At 73.1% G+C, this 15,500-nt stretch carries 15 protein-coding genes; 4 read left to right on the top strand and 11 right to left on the bottom strand.

Going from position 1 to position 15,500, the window contains the following annotated elements; translation table 11 throughout:
- Positions 1–18 precede the first annotated feature (18 nt).
- The 3 genes from DEI97_RS17750 to DEI97_RS13620 are packed head-to-tail and all read right to left on the bottom strand — an operon-like array spanning position 19 to position 2,963.
- Entirely contained in the window at positions 19–1,110 is a 1,092-nt protein-coding gene (locus DEI97_RS17750) for a GNAT family N-acetyltransferase (RefSeq protein ID WP_349814960.1), read from the bottom strand.
- 9 nt (positions 1,111–1,119) lie between these two features.
- The gene (locus DEI97_RS13615; protein ID WP_111074542.1) at positions 1,120–1,605 is read right to left on the bottom strand and encodes a hypothetical protein; all 486 of its coding nucleotides are present in this window, start codon (positions 1,603–1,605) and stop codon (positions 1,120–1,122) included.
- Positions 1,602–2,963, bottom strand: coding sequence for a molybdopterin-dependent oxidoreductase (locus DEI97_RS13620; RefSeq protein ID WP_258376677.1), 1,362 nt, complete (start codon positions 2,961–2,963; stop codon positions 1,602–1,604). The genes DEI97_RS13615 and DEI97_RS13620 overlap by 4 nt, the downstream gene beginning before the upstream one ends.
- A 21-nt stretch (positions 2,964–2,984) precedes the next feature.
- Here DEI97_RS13620 and DEI97_RS13625 point away from each other — a divergent pair, with 21 nt between their 5' ends.
- Genes DEI97_RS13625 through DEI97_RS13635 form a run of 3 tightly spaced genes read left to right on the top strand, consistent with a single transcriptional unit; the run spans position 2,985 to position 5,846 of the window.
- On the top strand, positions 2,985–4,463 hold the full coding sequence (locus tag DEI97_RS13625; protein ID WP_111074541.1) for a glycosyltransferase 87 family protein: 1,479 nt from the start codon (positions 2,985–2,987) through the stop codon (positions 4,461–4,463).
- Positions 4,464–4,521: 58 nt separating this feature from the next.
- Entirely contained in the window at positions 4,522–5,601 is a 1,080-nt protein-coding gene (moaA, locus tag DEI97_RS13630; protein ID WP_111074635.1) for a GTP 3',8-cyclase MoaA, read from the top strand.
- A gap of 5 nt (positions 5,602–5,606) precedes the next feature.
- On the top strand, positions 5,607–5,846 hold the full coding sequence (locus DEI97_RS13635) for a MoaD/ThiS family protein (protein WP_258376675.1): 240 nt from the start codon (positions 5,607–5,609) through the stop codon (positions 5,844–5,846).
- Between the two features lie 125 nt (positions 5,847–5,971).
- Here the strand turns inward: DEI97_RS13635 and DEI97_RS13640 are convergent, their stop codons facing one another.
- The 5 genes from DEI97_RS13640 to DEI97_RS13660 all read right to left on the bottom strand — a co-directional run bounded on the left by DEI97_RS13640 (position 5,972) and on the right by DEI97_RS13660 (position 10,286).
- The gene (locus DEI97_RS13640) at positions 5,972–7,093 is read right to left on the bottom strand and encodes an ABC transporter ATP-binding protein (RefSeq protein WP_258376674.1); all 1,122 of its coding nucleotides are present in this window, start codon (positions 7,091–7,093) and stop codon (positions 5,972–5,974) included.
- Positions 7,090–7,848 carry an ABC transporter permease gene (locus tag DEI97_RS13645; protein WP_111074633.1) on the bottom strand — a complete coding sequence of 253 codons (759 nt, stop codon included), beginning with the start codon at positions 7,846–7,848 and terminating at the stop codon, positions 7,090–7,092. Before DEI97_RS13645 ends, DEI97_RS13640 begins: the two co-directional genes overlap by 4 nt.
- A gap of 92 nt (positions 7,849–7,940) precedes the next feature.
- The gene (modA, locus tag DEI97_RS13650) at positions 7,941–8,762 is read right to left on the bottom strand and encodes a molybdate ABC transporter substrate-binding protein (protein ID WP_111074539.1); all 822 of its coding nucleotides are present in this window, start codon (positions 8,760–8,762) and stop codon (positions 7,941–7,943) included.
- A gap of 73 nt (positions 8,763–8,835) precedes the next feature.
- Positions 8,836–9,879, bottom strand: a complete 1,044-nt coding sequence (locus DEI97_RS13655; RefSeq protein WP_111074538.1) for a ThiF family adenylyltransferase — start codon at positions 9,877–9,879, stop codon at positions 8,836–8,838.
- Positions 9,876–10,286: a TOBE domain-containing protein gene (locus DEI97_RS13660; protein WP_111074537.1), complete on the bottom strand. Its 411-nt coding sequence runs from the start codon at positions 10,284–10,286 to the stop codon at positions 9,876–9,878. The genes DEI97_RS13655 and DEI97_RS13660 overlap by 4 nt, the downstream gene beginning before the upstream one ends.
- A gap of 108 nt (positions 10,287–10,394) precedes the next feature.
- On the opposite strand from DEI97_RS13660, the gene DEI97_RS13665 reads away from it, so the two are divergent.
- Positions 10,395–12,047 (top strand): glycosyltransferase family 39 protein, encoded by a 1,653-nt coding sequence (locus DEI97_RS13665; RefSeq protein WP_181439203.1) that lies wholly within the window; start codon positions 10,395–10,397, stop codon positions 12,045–12,047.
- 57 nt (positions 12,048–12,104) lie between these two features.
- On the opposite strand, the gene DEI97_RS13670 is transcribed toward DEI97_RS13665, so the two are convergent.
- From DEI97_RS13670 to DEI97_RS13680, 3 genes are read right to left on the bottom strand one after another with little or no spacing between them, the layout of a single operon-like run.
- Positions 12,105–13,037 (bottom strand): 4-(cytidine 5'-diphospho)-2-C-methyl-D-erythritol kinase, encoded by a 933-nt coding sequence (locus tag DEI97_RS13670; protein WP_111074535.1) that lies wholly within the window; start codon positions 13,035–13,037, stop codon positions 12,105–12,107.
- 9 nt (positions 13,038–13,046) lie between these two features.
- Positions 13,047–14,375, bottom strand: coding sequence for an O-acetylhomoserine aminocarboxypropyltransferase/cysteine synthase family protein (locus tag DEI97_RS13675; RefSeq protein WP_111074534.1), 1,329 nt, complete (start codon positions 14,373–14,375; stop codon positions 13,047–13,049).
- A complete protein-coding gene (locus tag DEI97_RS13680; protein ID WP_111074533.1) occupies positions 14,375–15,445 on the bottom strand; it encodes an LLM class flavin-dependent oxidoreductase in 1,071 nt (356 codons plus the stop codon). The genes DEI97_RS13675 and DEI97_RS13680 overlap by 1 nt, the downstream gene beginning before the upstream one ends.
- Positions 15,446–15,500: the final 55 nt, after the last annotated feature.

The raw sequence follows: 15,500 nt of genomic DNA on the forward strand, positions 1-15,500 counted from the left end.
CGGGGAGCCTAGCGGCGGTCAGTACAGCAGCTGCAGGGTGTCGGAGTCGCCGTTGCGCCCGACCGTGCGGAAGCCTACGCGTTCGTAGAGGATCCGGGCACCGGTGTTGCCGTCCTCGACGCTCAGGCTGATCCCCGGCCAGCCCGCGCTCCGGCCGGCGGCGACGAGCCGGGCGAGCAGGGCCGAGCCGACACCACGGCCGCGCGCTCGGGCGTCGACGGCGAGGGTGAGCTCGGGGACGTCCTCGGCGACGAAGCCGTAGCCCGGGTCGCTCGCGGGCAGGTGCACGGCCCAGGCGACGCCGAGCGGCCCGTCGGGGTCGGAGGCCACGACGCCCAGGTCGGCGGGGCGACGGTCGGTCGGGTCGTCCGCGCTCCGGTCCGGTTCGTCCGTGGTCCGGTCCGGGTCGAAGGCGACGAAGTAGTGCGCGAACTCGGGCCGGTCGAGGTCGGCGTCGGTGAACCGCTCGGCCGACCAGTTCATCGCGTCGAGGCTCGCACGGCGCAGCAGGGGCAGGTCCTCCCGGGTGGCCGGCCGGTAGGTCACGCCGTCGACCACGTCCGGGAAGGCGTCGTCGGCGGTGCCGGTCAGCCGGGCCTCGCACACCGTCGGCTCGTCGTCGGGGATGTTCGCCACCGCGGCGAAGCGGCCCTCGGGGTCGACGCGGCTGAGGAGCACGCGGGAGATCCCGTCGAGTTCCGCGACCTGCTCGTCCGACAGCGCGTCGATGACCAGGCGCCGGGCGGTCCGGACGTGGCCGGGCGCCGCGGCGACGATGTGGTCGAAGCCGGCGTCGGTGAGCCGGACGTCAGTGGCACGGCGGTCCTCGGTCGAGGGGCACCGGGCGACGAGCCCGCGCTTCTCGAGCCGGGACACGACGTGCGACAACCGAGGCAACGAGGCGTTCGTCGCCGAGGCCAGGACCGACATCCGGAGCGTGTGGAGCTCGGTCTCGGACAGCATCGCGATGACCATGTAGTCGAACATCGTCAGGTCGGCGTCGCGCTGCAGCTGGTGGTCGAGCGCTGCCGGCAGGAGTTCCATGACGGCGACGAACCCCATCCACGCCCGGAGCTGCTCACGGGAGAGCCAGGGGGTGTCGTCGGTCATGCCCTCATCCTAGGGAGAGGTTGTCCCTGCAACCACAGGTTGGTCCGACCGACGCCGAGCCGTGACCGCGCCCACCGCCAGGGCGATCACCACGACGGCCACCAGGACCCCCTCGACCACGAGCAACCGCGTCGTGTAGTCGAACGGCAACACGGTGTCGTTCTTCGTGCCGTGTGCCTTCGCCGCGATCTCCGGCAGCACCACCAGGGCCAGGACGCTACCGAGGACGACGGCCGCCTGCACCACGACGAGCACCCACGTGCGGAGGGCCCGGCCGGCCCGCCGGAGCCCCATGCCGACGGCCAGGACGAACGGGGACAGGATCGCGTCGTGCAGCACGACGGCGCCGAGGAGCCAGGTCGCCAGCCCACCGATCCGGTTCGGCCGGACGGTGGTCACGAGGACCCAGGCGCCGAACGCCAGGACCAGCACGCCCAGGACGACCAGCACGATGCGGGCCGTGCGGACCCGGTTGTCGACGACGACGGCGCTCATGCGATGACCTCGATCCGTTCGATCCACTTCGTCTGCAGCACACCCGGACGGCCGGGCGCGATGATCCGGGCTGGGAACCCGTGTTCCAGGTCGAGCTTCTCGCCGTTGAGCTCGAGGGCGATCAGGGTCGTCGGGTCGGCGGTGTACTCCGGCCCCATCTCCATGATCCGGTAGCCGCCGTGCCGCTCCAGGCTCGTCACCCGGACGTGCACGTCCGGGTCGACCTGCACCGCGGCGAGCAGGTCGCGCATCCGGACCCCCTTCCACGTGGCCATCTGGCTCCAGCCCTCGACGCAGGAGATCGGCAGCCGCGCCTCGGTCTGGCCGAGGGCGATCAGCTCGGCACGTGAGAACGTCCGGCTGACCGAGGGGCCGGCGACCGTGAGCGCCCAGTCGGCGGCGGTCGCGGTGGCGAGGACACCGGCGGCGCGGGCGGTGCGGTTCACCGGCAGTCCGTTCTGGCCGAGGTGCCGCTTGCGGGGACCGAAGACGTTGAACGGTTCGCCGACAGCCGAGGACTGTCCGACCGTCAGGGCGACGACGCCCGCGGTGGCCGCGGTGACGCCGGCGATGAACCCGCGGCGGGCGACGCGCTGACGGCGGCCGTCGGCGGACGCCGCGATCCGCGTCACCGGGACGGTGTCGGTCGCCGGTGCGACCGGACCGGGGGCGGGAGTGCCGTCGATCCAGCGGTGGAGGCGACCGACGAACCCGCCGGAGGGCGAGGCGGAGCCGGGACGGGCCTCCTGTCCGGCCGGGTCGTTCGGATCGTGCTGGTTCGGATCCGGCAACTCGCTGCCCACCGTCGGGTTGGCGACGAAGCGGCCCTGCGCGTCGAAGGAGTCGCGCTTCCGCCAGTACCGCGCGATGATCTGCAGCTTCGTGCCGATGTGGATGAGCAGCGACCCGATCAGCACGTACGCCAGCGCGTTGTGCACCTGCTTGAACGGGAACGGCCACGGGTACCACTGGTAGGTGTTGAGCAGACCGGTGACGACCTGCACGAGTGCCGACGCCACGAACACCGCGATCGACGCACGCTCGAGCAGGTGCAGGACGCTCCGGACCGGCGGGGTCTGCACCAGCGCCGGCATCACGACGTTGAGCTTCGCGAGCAGCAGCGGGATGATCGCGATGCCCGCCGTGATGTGCAGGCCCTGTGTGAACTGGTAGAGCTGCACGGGCCGGGTCGGGAAGCGCATCCAGCCGAGGGGCTCCTGCAGCAGGTGGCTGTAGACGCCGGTCAGGAAGCAGACCAGGAACGCGATGCCGAGCAGGCGGCCGGTGACCACGGCGCTGCGGGCGGTGCGGTTCGGCGAGGCCATCGCGTCACGGGTGTGGCGCATCAGGCGCTGCACCCCCGCTACTGTCGTCGGACCATGAGCGAACGACTGCGTCCGACCCGTCTCGACCGACGAGCGCTCGCCTCGAGCGTGCTCGTCCCGACCGCGCTCGCCGTCGTGGGCGTGCTGGTGCTCGGCATCGTCATCGCGGTGGGTGTCACGCATCTGGGGTTCCTCCGGGAGGGTCATCGCTCTCCATTCGTTGCGTGGACCCTCATCGCTTGGACGGTCTTCGCAGGCGCCGTGCTGGCGCTCAGGTTCGTGCCCCCGCACCTGGTGACGCGGATCGTCCTCGGTGGAGCGGTGATCGTCGGCATCGCGGCCCTGATCGGACCACCGAACACCAGCACCGACTCCGCACGCTACGCCTGGGACGGCATCGTGCAGCACGCGGGCATCTCGCCGTACCTGCACACCCCCCAGTCGGACGTGCTGCAGCACCTCCGCCCGGACTGGTTGTTCCCCGACAAGGTCAACGGCACGTGTGACGACATCAAGCCCCGGTTCCGCGGTCTGGGCGACGGCCGGCTCGGCCACTGCACGGCGATCAACCGTCCCGACGTCCCGACGATCTACCCGCCGATGGCCGAGCTGTGGTTCGCGCTGGTGCGGGCGTTCGTCCCCGCCACCGCGCAGTACCTGCCGTTCCAGTTCGCCGGGCTCGTCGTCTCGCTCGGCGTCACCGTCGGGCTGCTCGTCGTCCTCCGCCGCCTCGGCCGCCCGACCTGGTGGGCCGCACTCTGGGCCTGGTCGCCGCTCGTCGCCGCCGAGGCCGTCACGAACTCGCACGTCGACGTGGTCGGCGCGGCCCTGGCCACCGCGGGCGCCGTGCTCGTCGCGTTCGGTCGGCCGATCTGGGGCGGCATCGCGCTCGGCGCCGCGACCGCGACGAAGCTCATCCCGGCGATCGTGTACCCGGCGCTGCTCGGGCGGTGGCGCAGCTGGTGGTCGATCCCGGTCGGCATCGCCACGTTCGGGCTGCTCTACGTGCCCTACGTGCTGACGACGGGCCCGAAGGTCCTCGGCTACCTGCCCGGCTACCTGTCGGAAGAGGGGTACGAGGACGGCTCTCGGTTCGCCCTGGTGGCGAAGGTCCTGCCCGGGGACGCCGCGACGATCGTGGTGGGGCTCGTCGTGCTCGTCGCCGCGGTGCTGGCCTGGCGGCTGTCCGACCCGGCGAACCCCTGGTCCGGCCAGGTGTTCATGATCGGCGTGACCTTCCTCGCCGTGACCCCGCGCTACCCCTGGTACGCGTTGCTGCTCATCCCGTTCGTGGTGCTCTCCGGCCGGTGGGAGTGGCTGTCCCTGACGCTGGCGATCGCCCTGCGCGGGGTGTGGCCCTCGGTCGTCGCCTACCGGTGGTGGCTGCTCGCGGCGATCGCCGTCGTGCTCGTCGTCACCCTCGTCCGCACCCGCCGCGAGGACTGGCTGCGCTGGCGTGACCGGCTGCTCGGCCGAGACGCGGTGCGCCACGACACGGTCCACCCGGATCGCAGCGACGGCACCGTATCCTGAGGCGATGCCGGCCCAGATGCTGCCCTCGACGGGCCAGCTCCTCCCCTCGTCGGACCTGATGCGTCGGGTCCACCCCGAGGCGCCGGTGCCCGGACCCCTGGACCGCACCGACCTGCCGCCGCGTCCCGCCGGTGACCCCGGCCTGGTGGACCGCTTCGGCCGGTACGCGGTGGACCTCCGGGTCTCACTGACGGAGCGCTGCAACCTCCGCTGCACGTACTGCATGCCGGCCGAGGGGCTGCCCTTCGCGCCCGACGCCGCGCTGATGTCGGCGGACGAGATCGCCCGGCTGGTGGGCCTCGGCGCGGAGCATCTCGGCATCCGCAAGGTCCGCTTCACCGGCGGCGAACCGCTGCTCCGCAAGGACCTGGTCGACGTGATCGCCCGGAGCGCAGCCGCCCACCCGGACCTCGAACTCTCACTCACCACGAACGCCATCGGACTCGCCGGACGCGCCGCCGCCCTCCGCGCCGCCGGACTGCACCGGCTCAACGTCTCGCTCGACACCGTCGACCCGGACGTCTTCGCCGAGGTCACCCGTCGGCCGTTCCTCGACCGGGTCCTCGAGGGCATCGCGGCCGCCGCCGACGCCGGACTCGGGGTGAAGGTCAACGCGGTCCTGATGCGCGGGGTCAACGACCACCTGGCCTCCGAGCTGCTGGCCTGGTGCCTCGAGCGCGGCCACGAACTGCGCTTCATCGAGCAGATGCCGCTGGACCCGGGCCACGCCTGGGACGCGTCGACGATGATCACCGCCGTGCAGATCCGCGAGATCCTCAGCGTCGACTACGAGCTCACTCCCGACGAGGCCCCGCGGAACGGTGCCCCGGCCGAGCGCTACCGCGTGCGATCGCGTGCGGACGGACAGGACCTCGGCACGGTCGGCATCATCGCGAGCATCACCGAGTCGTTCTGCGCCGACTGCACCCGCACCCGCCTGACCGCCGACGGCCACGTCCGCAGCTGCCTGTTCTCGGACGACGAGGTCGATCTGCTCGGACCGCTGCGCGCCGGTGCCGCCGACGACGTGGTCCTCGACCGCTGGCGTCGGGCGATGTGGGCGAAGCCGCGCGACCACGGCGACGACAGCGACGGCTTCGTGCACCCCACCCGGGGCATGAGCGCGATCGGAGGATGACGGACATGACCACGCTGCGCTTCTTCGCCGCCGCCCGTGCCGCGGTCGGGCTCGACGAGACGACCGTCACGGCGGACTCCCTCGCCGACGCCCTCCGGCAGGTCCCGGCCACCGACGTCGAGCGCTGGACCGCACTGCAGGAGCGCTGCTCCTACCTGGTCGACGGGGTGACCACCCGTGACCGCTCGACGTCCCTCGTCGGGGTCGACGTCGTGGACGTCATGCCGCCCTTCGCCGGCGGCTGAGACGGCCGGTCCCGACGGCTGAGACGGCCGGTTCCAGCGGCTGAGACGGCCGGTTCCAGCGGCTGGGACGGCCGGTCCCGGCGGCTCGGACCGGGCCGCGGCCCGGCACCACGACGGCAGGCTCCTCAGCGCTCCCACACCGTGAGCTCGGCGGGCGGCACCCGCACCCGCACGGGCGTCCCCGGCGTCAGTCCGAGCGCCGCGACCGCGGCGAGCGTCAGGTCCGCCGTGAGCTCCCCGGCCCGCACCCGGACCAGTCCGTCGCGGGGCTCCAGCTCGGTGACGGTCCGGAGCAGCCCGCCCCGGTCGTCCTGGTCCGCGCGGGTGACGACGGCCGCAGTGGGGTGGTGCGCGGCCGAGACGGCACGGCCGGGAGGCACGCCGTGCGTCCTCGACACCAGCCTGCCCCCGCCGTCGGGCCGGCTCCCGGCACCGGGAACGGCACCGTCCAGCACGAGACCGTCCGCCGTCGCCGTGCCGTGCAGGACCACGAGGCCCGAGAACGTCGCCGCGAAGGCACTCCGGGGTCGGGCGAGGACGTCGGCGGGACGCCCCTCCTCGACCACGCGGCCGTCCTCGAGCACGACGACACGATCCGCGAGGGCCATCACCTCGACCGGGTCGTGCGTCACGAGCAGGCTCGGGCGGCCGGCGACGGCGGTGCGCAGGGCAGCGCGGACCTCCTGCCGGGCGCCGACGTCGAGCGCCGAGGTCGGTTCGTCGAGCAGGACCACCGACGGGTCCGCCGCCAGGGCCCGGGCGATCGCGACGCGCTGGGCCTGACCACCCGAGAGGGTCCCGGGGGCGCGGTCTGCCAGGTCGGCCACCCCGACGGCGGCCAGGGCCTGGCGGGCGGCGTGGCGGGCCTCCCGGCCGGAGCGTCCGGCAGCCCGCGGACCGAAGGCGACGTTCGCCAGGACGCTCCGGTGCGGGAACAGGTCGGGGCGCTGGGCGACCAGGCCGACGCGGCGGCGGTGGGCCGGGACGCTGCGGCCCGGGCCGGCGAGCAGCCGACCGGCGGAGCGGACCTCGCCGTCGTCGAGGGCGAGGAGGCCCGCGACGGCGTCGACGACGGTGGACTTGCCGGCACCGTTCGGGCCGATCAGGGCGACGCACTCGGCCGGTCCGACCGTCAGGGCGACGTCGACGCCGCGGTCGTGCCGGACGACGTGGGCGACCAGGCCGGCTGGGTCGGCTGGGTCGGCGAGGCCGGCCGGGTCGACCAGGCCGGCCGGGTCGGCGGTCACAGCGCGCCTCCGCGGGTCCGGACCGAGGCCAGCCCGATCACCAGGACCGCGACGACGACGAGCACCAGCGCGAGTGCGACCGCGGTGTCCGGGTCGATCTCGCGCTGCAGGTACACCTCGAGCGGGAGAGTCCGGGTGACGCCCTGCAGGCTGCCCGCGAACGTGAGGGTCGCGCCGAACTCCCCGAGTGCCCGGGCGAAGCAGAGGACCAGGCCGGCCGTGATGCCGGGCAGCACCCGGGGCGTGGTGACCGTCAGGAACGTGCGGGTCGGACCGGCGCCGAGCGTGGCGGCGACCCGCTCGTACCGGTCGCCCTCGACGCGGAGCGCCCCCTCGATCGACGACACCAGGAACGGCATCGCCACGAACGTCTGCGCGATCACGACCGCCGCCGTGGTGAACGCGATCCGCAACCCGTGCTCGTCGAGGAACGCGCCGACGACCCCGAGCCGACCGAACGCGGCGAGCAGGGCCAACCCGCCGACCACGGGTGGCAGGACCAGCGGCAGCAGCACCACGGCCCGCGCCACCCCGGTCCAGCGTGAGCGTGACCGGGCGAACAGGACCGCCAGCGGGTACCCGAGGACGAACGCGATGCCGGTCGCCGCGGTCGCCGTGCCGAGGCTCAGCCCGAGTGCGGTCAGCGACGCGGGCGAGGTCACCAGCGCGACGAAGGACCCCCACTGGACCCGACCGACCATCGCGAGCACCGGGACGACGACGAACAGGCCGCCGAGCACCGCGGGGACCGGCAGCCACCACGGGACCGGGCCGCGGACCGCCGGGCGGCTGCGGCGGCTGCGGCGGCCGTCCCGGTGGCCACTGGGCTGTGCGTCCGGCACGGGGCTCAGGGCCTGCCGAAGCCGGCGTTGCCCAGGGTCCGCTGGCCGGCGGACGACAGGACGTACGACGTGAAGGCCCGGGCGAGCGCGGGGTTCGCCGCGTCGCGCAGGACGCTGATCGGGTAGGTGTTCACCGCGTCGGCCGCGGCCGCGAACGGCACCCCGTCGACGTCCGCACCAGCACCCTGCACGTCGGTGCGGTAGACGATGCCGGCATCGGCCTGGCCGGAGCGCACCTTGCCGAGGACGTCGGTGACGGACTGCTCCTCGCTGACCGGGTGCAGGTCGACGCCGCTCGAGCGTTCCACCGCGGCCGTCGCAGCGCCGCACGGCACCGGGGCGGCACAGGTCACGAGCTGCACACCGGAGTCGTCCAGGTCCGCCAGGTCCCGGATGTGGTGCGGGTTGCCCGGGGCCACGGCGATCTCGAGCGTGTTCGTCGCGAAGTCCTGCGGTGAACCGCTGGCCAGGCTCTGCTTGCCGAGCTTCGCCGTCGTGGCCTGGTCGGCCGAGGCGATGACGTCGGCGGGGGCGCCGTTCTGGATCTGGGAGACCAGGTCGCTCGACCCGGCGAACGAGAACGTGACGGTGGTGCCCGGGTGCGCCTGCTCGAAGTCGTGTCCCAGCGCGGTGAAGGTCTTCTGGAGCGACGCCGCGGCGAAGACCGTGATCGAGCCCGTGGGTACGGCGTTCGACGATGTGCCCGACGACGGGCCCGGCGTCGTGCTGGCACCCCCTGCTGCTGTCGTGCTCGCGCAACCACCGAGCGTCAGCGCCAGCAGCACGCCGGTCGTCAGAGCGGTCGTCAACTGCGTTCGCTGTCGCATCGGGGGGCCTTCCCACGGACCTACATGGTCCGCAGGTGCGGGCCGGTGTGGAGATCCTACCCGCAGGAGCGGATCAGTTCAGTGCGAGGGGCAGCCCCTCGCGCCGCCAGGCGTCGACACCGCCGTCGAGGACGGTGACGGGCCTCCCGACGGTCCGCGCCCACGCGTCGGCCCGCGGCCCGCGCGCGCAGGTGACGACGACGTCCCCGTCCGGCAGGGCGGCGTCCCCGTGGACCGACCCGGCGATCACGCCGGTGGCCCACTCCTCGGCGGTGCGGACGTCGACGAGGGTCAGGGTGTCGGCCGGGTCGGCCAGGCGGGCGGCGAGTGCCGCGGGCGAGATGCGTGGGGCGGCAGCGGCCGCGGCCGCTGCGGCCTGGAGGCCCGTGGGACGTCGCGACGTCGGCCCGCGTCGGATCGGGCTCTCGGTCCACCGCCAGCGCCGGGCGTCGACCGTCAGGAGTCGGCCGAGCAACGGTTCGCCGAGGCCGGCGACGAGGGCCGTCACCTGCGCGGCCATCACCGACCCGACCGCCCCGCAGAGCGCCGGCAGCACACCGTCGATCGCGCACGAGCCCTCGTCGGGCAGGACCTCGGGGTGCAGGTCGTGGAAGTCGACGCAGTCGTCCCCCGCGTCGCGGAAGACCGAGACCTGGCCGTCGTAGGACAGCACGGTGCCCCAGACGAACGGGATCCCGAGCGGTGCACAGGCGTCCGAGATCGCCCGCGTGACGTCCACCGCGTCGGCGGCGTCGACCACGACATCGTGCCCGGCGACGTGCTCGGGCCGGAAGCGACCGACGACCGCGACCACGTCGAGCTCGGGGTCGACCGCGCGGGCCCGGGCCGCAGCGACCTCGGCCTTCGCGGCGCCGACGTCCGCGGTGGTGAAGAGCGTCTGTCGGGACAGGTTCGAGCCGTCCACGACGTCGTCGTCCACGATCGTCAGGCGTCCGAGCCCACTGCCCGCCAGGTAGGAGACCACCGGCGCGCCGAGCCCACCGGCACCGACGACCAGGACCCGCGCCCGACCGAGACGCTCGAGCACGTCCTGGCCGGAGCCCGCGAGCGCCGCCGTCCGCGAGCCGAGTCGGCGGCGTGCGGTACTGACGGTCATGCGTCCTCCTCAGGACCCGGTGTCTCGACCGTGACCATCGTGGCCTTGACCGAGGCGACGGCGACCGACCCGATCTCGAGTCCGAGGTCGCGGACGGCCTCGGAGCTCATCAGCGAGACCACCCGGTGCGGGCCGCACTGCAGCTCGACCTGGGCCATCACGGTGTCGACGACGAGCCCGGTGACGATGCCGACGAAGCGGTTCCGTGCCGAGCTCCGGACGCCCGACGGGTCGGCGAGCTGGTCGCCCCGCGAACGGGCGTACTCCGCGAGCTCCCGACCGTCGACGACCGCCCGTCCGACGGCGTCCGTCGCGCGGCTGAAGGTGCCACCCTCGACCAGGCGGCGCACGGTGTCGTCGCTGACCCCGAGGTACGTCGCGGCGTCACGGATCCGGAGCTGCGTCATGACGACGACCCTAACTGTGGAACGCCGACCATCGGCTTGTGGACACTCACCGGCTCGGGGGGCACTATGTGCGGTTCCCGTCCAGCGGCGCTCGGTACCGTCTCCGGCGTGAGTTCTCCCCGTACCGGCAGCATCGGCGTCCCGCACGCGGTCCGCCACGTGCCGGTCCGTGCCGGTCTCCGCGGCGCCGTCTCGGCCGCCGCGACCACCGCTGTCCGTACCCCGGAGCTCACCATCGGTGCACTCGGCGTCGTCATCGCGGCGGCCTTCTCGTGGGTCCCGTCAGTCTGGTACGACGAGGCCGCGACCGTCACCAGCGCGCAGCGTTCCTGGCCCCAGCTGTGGGCCGAGCTGCATACCGTCGACGCGGTGCACGGTCTCTACTACGCACTCATCCACACCTGGTTCTGGCTGGTCGGCTACACGCCGTTCACGCTGCGACTGCCGAGCGCGCTGGCCATCGGCGTCGCCGCCGCACTCGTGGTCGCCCTCGGTCGTCGGATCGGCGGCAAGCGCCTCGGGATCACCGCGGGCATAGTGTTCCTGCTCCTGCCCCGGGTGCAGTGGGCCGGCACCGAGGGCCGCCCCTACGCCACCATCACGACCCTCTCCGTCTGCCTGACGCTCGTCGGACTGACCGCGCTCCGTCGCAGCCGACGGGGCCGGGCGACCGGCTGGTGGGTGGCGTACGGCGTGCTCGCCGTCGTCGCGGTCGCGTTCAACGTGTACCTCTCGCTCGCGGTCGTCGCACACGCCGTGGCCCTCGCCTGGACGCTGCTCGCCGAGCGGCACGCCCTCCGCCGGGCCACCGTCTCGCGCACCGGCCGGATGCCCGGCGCCCCGCTCGTCACCCGTCGCGTCCTGGTCCGGTGGGTCGCAGCAGCAGCGACCGCCGCGGTCGTCGTCGCGCCGTTCGTCCTCGTGGTGTCGTCCCAGGCGAAGCAGATCGGCTGGATCAAGGGCATCGGCACCGGCACGTTCCGGCAGGTCTTCTCGACGGCGTGGTTCGGCGCCTCCGGCCCGTACGCCGCGATGGCGTGGACGCTCATGGCGATCGGCGTCGCCACCGCCCTGGTGCACGCGCGTCGTCAGGCTCCGTCCGCCCGGGCCGTCGTCCGGGCGCAGGCCGTCCGTGTGGCGCTCCCGCTCGTCGTCGTCCCGACCACGATCCTCCTGCTCGCGACCGCACTGGGCGAGCGTCTCTACTCCCCGAAGTACGCGTCACTGAGCCTGCCGTTCGTCGCGGTCCTCATCGCCCTGGCGCTGACGTTGATCCGGCCGAAGGCGCTGCTCGCGGTCGCCGTCGCCGCGCTCGTCGTCCTGTCGGTCCCCGCCGCCGTCGTCGTGAAGGGGCCGGAGGCCAAGTCCGACTCGACCTGGGCCCAGGCCGCGTCGATCATCAGCACCGAGCGCGCCGCCCGCCCGAGCGCGAACGAGGGCGTCGTGTTCGGCAGTGTCTACCGCCACCCGACCACGACGGCGGAGATCATCAAGGTCTCCTACCCGGAGGCGTTCGCCGGGCTCACCGACCTGGCCGTCGGCGCGAACGGTGCCGACCAGGGCGTGCTGTGGAACCGGAACGCGGACCTCGCCTCGACGGTCCCCGCCCGTCTCGGCGACATCGACACCGTCTGGTACGTCGGCGGCACGTCGCGCACGATCCGGCCCGAACTGAAGGCCGTGCTCGCGGAACAGGGGTTCCGTCCGGTGCACAACTGGCAGACCGGCAAGGTCATCATGACGGAGTTCGTCCGCTCCTGACGGTCGCCCCGATCGACGGCCGCCGCTGATGACAGTCGCGCCGATCCACGGCCGTCGTCAGTGCAGGACGCGGGCGCCGTGCACCGGGCCGTTCGCCCGCAGTGCCACGAAGCCGGACGCACTGAGCGCGACCTGCACCTCGAGCGCGGCGTCGCGGTCCGGCACGAGGAACGCCACCGTCGGCCCGCTGCCGGACACCAGTCCGGCGAGGGCACCGGAGCGCTCCCCCAGCTCCAGCGTCTCCGCCAAGGCCGGCTGCAGCCGCATGGCGGGGGCCTGCAGGTCGTTGTGCAGGTTCTCGGCCAGGAGCTCGGCGTCACCGGCTCGGAGGGCCTGCAGCACCTGCGCCTCGACGACGGGGGTGCGCGGTGCGGGCGAGATGTCGGCCCGGTAGCGCTCCCGGTGCTCGTCGAGCGCGCGGTACACCGCCGGGGTCGAGAGACCGGTCTCGCTGAGCGCGAGGACCCAGTGGAACTCGCCCTTCGCCAGCGCCGGGCTGAGTTCGTCACCACGACCGGTGCCGACGGCGGTGCCCCCGGCGAAGGCGAACGGCACGTCGGCGCCGAGTTCGGCCGCCAGGCGCAGCAGTTCGTCCCGCCCGAGGCCGGTGCCCCACAGGGTGTCGACGGCCAGGAGGGTCGCGGCGGCGTCCGCCGAGCCTCCGCCCATGCCACCGGCGACCGGCACCTGCTTGTCGATCGTCAGGTGCACGCCGCCGCGGTGGCCCGCGGTCCGGGCGACCAGACGGGCGGCGCGGATCGCCAGGTTCGTGTCGTCCGTCGGCACGGACGAGGTGTCGATCGGCCCGGTGAACCGTACCGAGAAGTCGTCGGCGCGCTCGGCGGTGACGTCCTCGTACAGGGACACGGCCTGGTAGGCGGTGGCGATGTCGTGGTAGCCGTCGTCCTGCAGCGCCCCGACGGACAGGTGGACGTTGATCTTGCCCGGTGCGCGCGTCCGCACCCGATCCGGAGCGGGCGTCGACGTCATGCGACCAACCTATCCCCGTCCGGGTCGGGCTCCGGTCGCGTCGGCCGCTGCGGCGAACCCGCGCCGCAGGTCCGCGATGACGTCGTCGACGTGTTCCAGGCCGATCGACAGCCGGATCAGCCCCTCGCCGACACCGGCGGCGGCGCGCTCGGACGGGGTCATCTGCACGTGGGTGGTCGACGCCGGGTGCACCACCAGGGACCGGACGTCCCCGATGTTCGAGACGTGGTCGAAGAGCTCGAGCGCGGCGACGAACCGGCGCCCGGCCGCGACCCCGCCGATCAGGTCGAACGCCAGGACGCTCGACGGCCCCTTCGGCACGTAGCGCTGCTGCAGGTGGTGCCAGGGCGAGCTCGGCAGGCCGGCGTAGTGCACGTGCTCGACCTGCTCGTGCCCGTCCAGCCAGGACGCCACCGTCGCCGCGTTCGACACGTGCCGGTCCATCCGGAGCGACAGGGTCTGGATGCCCTGCAGCACCAGGAACGCGTTGAACGGGGCGATCGCCGGACCGAGGTCCGCCGACAGCTTCGACCGGGTGCGCTGGATGAAGGCGCGGCGCCCGAACTTCTCAGCGAAGTTCGTGCCCGAGAACCCCGAGTGCTCGGTCGTCGTCAGCTGCGGGTACTTCTCCGGGTACGCGGCCCAGTCGAACGAGCCGGCGTCGACGATGAGCCCGGCGATCGCACTGCCGTGTCCGGCGAGGTACTTCGTCGCCGAGTGCACGACGATGTCCGCGCCGTGCTCGATCGGACGGACCAGGTACGGCGTCGCGATGGTGTTGTCGACGATCAGCGGGACCCCGGCGTCGTGGGCGACCCCGGCCACCCCGGCGAAGTCCAGGACGTCGCCGCGCGGGTTCGGGATCGACTCCCCGAAGAACGCCCGGGTCTCGGGGCGCAAGGCGGCGGCCCACTCGTCCAGGTCGGTCGGGTCCTGCACGAAGGTGAACGCGATCCCCAGGTCCTTCAGGGTCGACGCGAAGAGCGTGTAGGTCGCGCCGTACAGCGACGCGCTCGAGACGACGTGGTCCCCGGCTCGGGCGAGGCCCAGCACCGCCAACGACGTCGCCGCCTGCCCGGACGCCAGCGCCAGGGCGGCGACCCCGCCCTCGAGGTCGGCGATCCGACGCTCGAGCGCCGCCGCCGAGGGGTTGTTCACGCGGGAGTACGTGTGCCCGGGCGCGTTCAGTAGGAACCGGTCGGCCGCGTCCTCGCCGGACGGGTACACGAACGCAGCGGTCTGCGCGATCGGGGGCACGTTCCCGCCGAAGCCCGGGTCGGCTTTGAAGCCAGCCCGGATCTGCCGGGTCTCGAAGGCCCAGTCGTCCTCGGCGGCCATCAGGACACCGCCTCGGCTTCGGCTTCGGCCTCCGCGTCTGCCGGCACCGACGCGCGGACGAGCGGGATGACCTGCTCGCCGAAGCGCTCCATCTCCTCGAGCTGCGGCGAGAACTGCAGCAGCAGCGTGTCGACCCCGGCGTCCTCGTACTCGCGGATCCGCGCGGCGACCTGCTCCGGCGTGCCGACGAACTGCGGACGGAGGCCCCGGTTCGACACCGAGTAGTCCTCGAGCGAGGGGACGTGCTCGAGCTGCGACTTCGAGATGAAGTCCTGGTACGACTCGTACGCCTTGCCGTGCTGCACGTCGGTGATGCGGGCCAGCTCGGCCTGCGCTTCCTCCTCGGTTTCGCGGACGATCGCGTAGGCCGCCATCCCGAACGCCTCGAACGGCGGCAGCCCGGCGTCCTCGCGACGCTGACGCATCTCGGCGATCTTCGTCCGGAGTTCCTCGACCGTGCCACCGTGGGTCAGGTAGGCGTCGGCGTAGTGGGTGATGCTCGCCTTGCCGACCTCGCTCTCGCCGCCGGCGTAGATGCGCGGGGTGACGCGGGGCTTCGGCTCGAGGTGGGCGTTCTCGACGTCGTAGTACTCGCCGTGGAAGCTGTACGGGGTGTCCCGCCACAGGCCCTTCAGGATCTCGACGAACTCGGCGGTGCGCTTGTAGCGGTCGTCGTGCTCGGAGAAGATGCCGCCGTACTGCCGTGCTTCTTCCGCCCACCAGGCGCTCACCACGTTGAAGGTGAACCGGCCGCCGGAGATGTCGTCGATCGTCGCCGCCTGCTTCGCGGTCACCGCCGGCAGGTGGTACCCGGGACGCATCGCCGCCATGATCTCGAGGCGCTCGGTGGTCGCCGCGATCGCCGCCGCCAGGGCCCACGCCTCGAGACTCGGCGCCGCGACGCCCTTGATGTCGTTGAGGTTCAGCTCCGGCACGAGCGTCAGGTCGAACCCGATCCGCTCGGCGCGCTGCGCCAGGAGCTTCACGTAGTCGAACGTGACCGGCATCTGCTCGTCGTCGACGTTGCGCAGCCAGCCGCCGAAGAGCGGGGTCCAGTATCCGAATCGCACGGGAGAGGTTCCTTGGGTGGTGAGGAGGGACGGACGGGAGGCTCGTCCCGGGTGG

The organism is Curtobacterium sp. MCLR17_032 (assembly GCF_003234795.2).
Taxonomy (GTDB): domain Bacteria; phylum Actinomycetota; class Actinomycetes; order Actinomycetales; family Microbacteriaceae; genus Curtobacterium.

What these genes read in the sequence shown, in the direction of transcription:
- DEI97_RS13675 (WP_111074534.1), bottom strand. Translation starts at nt 14,375, where the DNA reads ATGGCCGCCGAGGACGACTGGGCCTTCGAGACCCGGCAGATCCGGGCT.
- modA (WP_111074539.1), bottom strand. Translation starts at nt 8,762, where the DNA reads ATGCGACAGCGAACGCAGTTGACGACCGCTCTGACGACCGGCGTGCTG.
- DEI97_RS13660 (WP_111074537.1), bottom strand. Translation starts at nt 10,286, where the DNA reads ATGACGCAGCTCCGGATCCGTGACGCCGCGACGTACCTCGGGGTCAGC.
- DEI97_RS13635 (WP_258376675.1), top strand. Translation starts at nt 5,607, where the DNA reads ATGACCACGCTGCGCTTCTTCGCCGCCGCCCGTGCCGCGGTCGGGCTC.
- DEI97_RS13670 (WP_111074535.1), bottom strand. Translation starts at nt 13,037, where the DNA reads ATGACGTCGACGCCCGCTCCGGATCGGGTGCGGACGCGCGCACCGGGC.
- DEI97_RS13625 (WP_111074541.1), top strand. Translation starts at nt 2,985, where the DNA reads ATGAGCGAACGACTGCGTCCGACCCGTCTCGACCGACGAGCGCTCGCC.
- DEI97_RS17750 (WP_349814960.1), bottom strand. Translation starts at nt 1,110, where the DNA reads ATGACCGACGACACCCCCTGGCTCTCCCGTGAGCAGCTCCGGGCGTGG.
- DEI97_RS13615 (WP_111074542.1), bottom strand. Translation starts at nt 1,605, where the DNA reads ATGAGCGCCGTCGTCGTCGACAACCGGGTCCGCACGGCCCGCATCGTG.
- moaA (WP_111074635.1), top strand. Translation starts at nt 4,522, where the DNA reads ATGCGTCGGGTCCACCCCGAGGCGCCGGTGCCCGGACCCCTGGACCGC.
- DEI97_RS13655 (WP_111074538.1), bottom strand. Translation starts at nt 9,879, where the DNA reads ATGACCGTCAGTACCGCACGCCGCCGACTCGGCTCGCGGACGGCGGCG.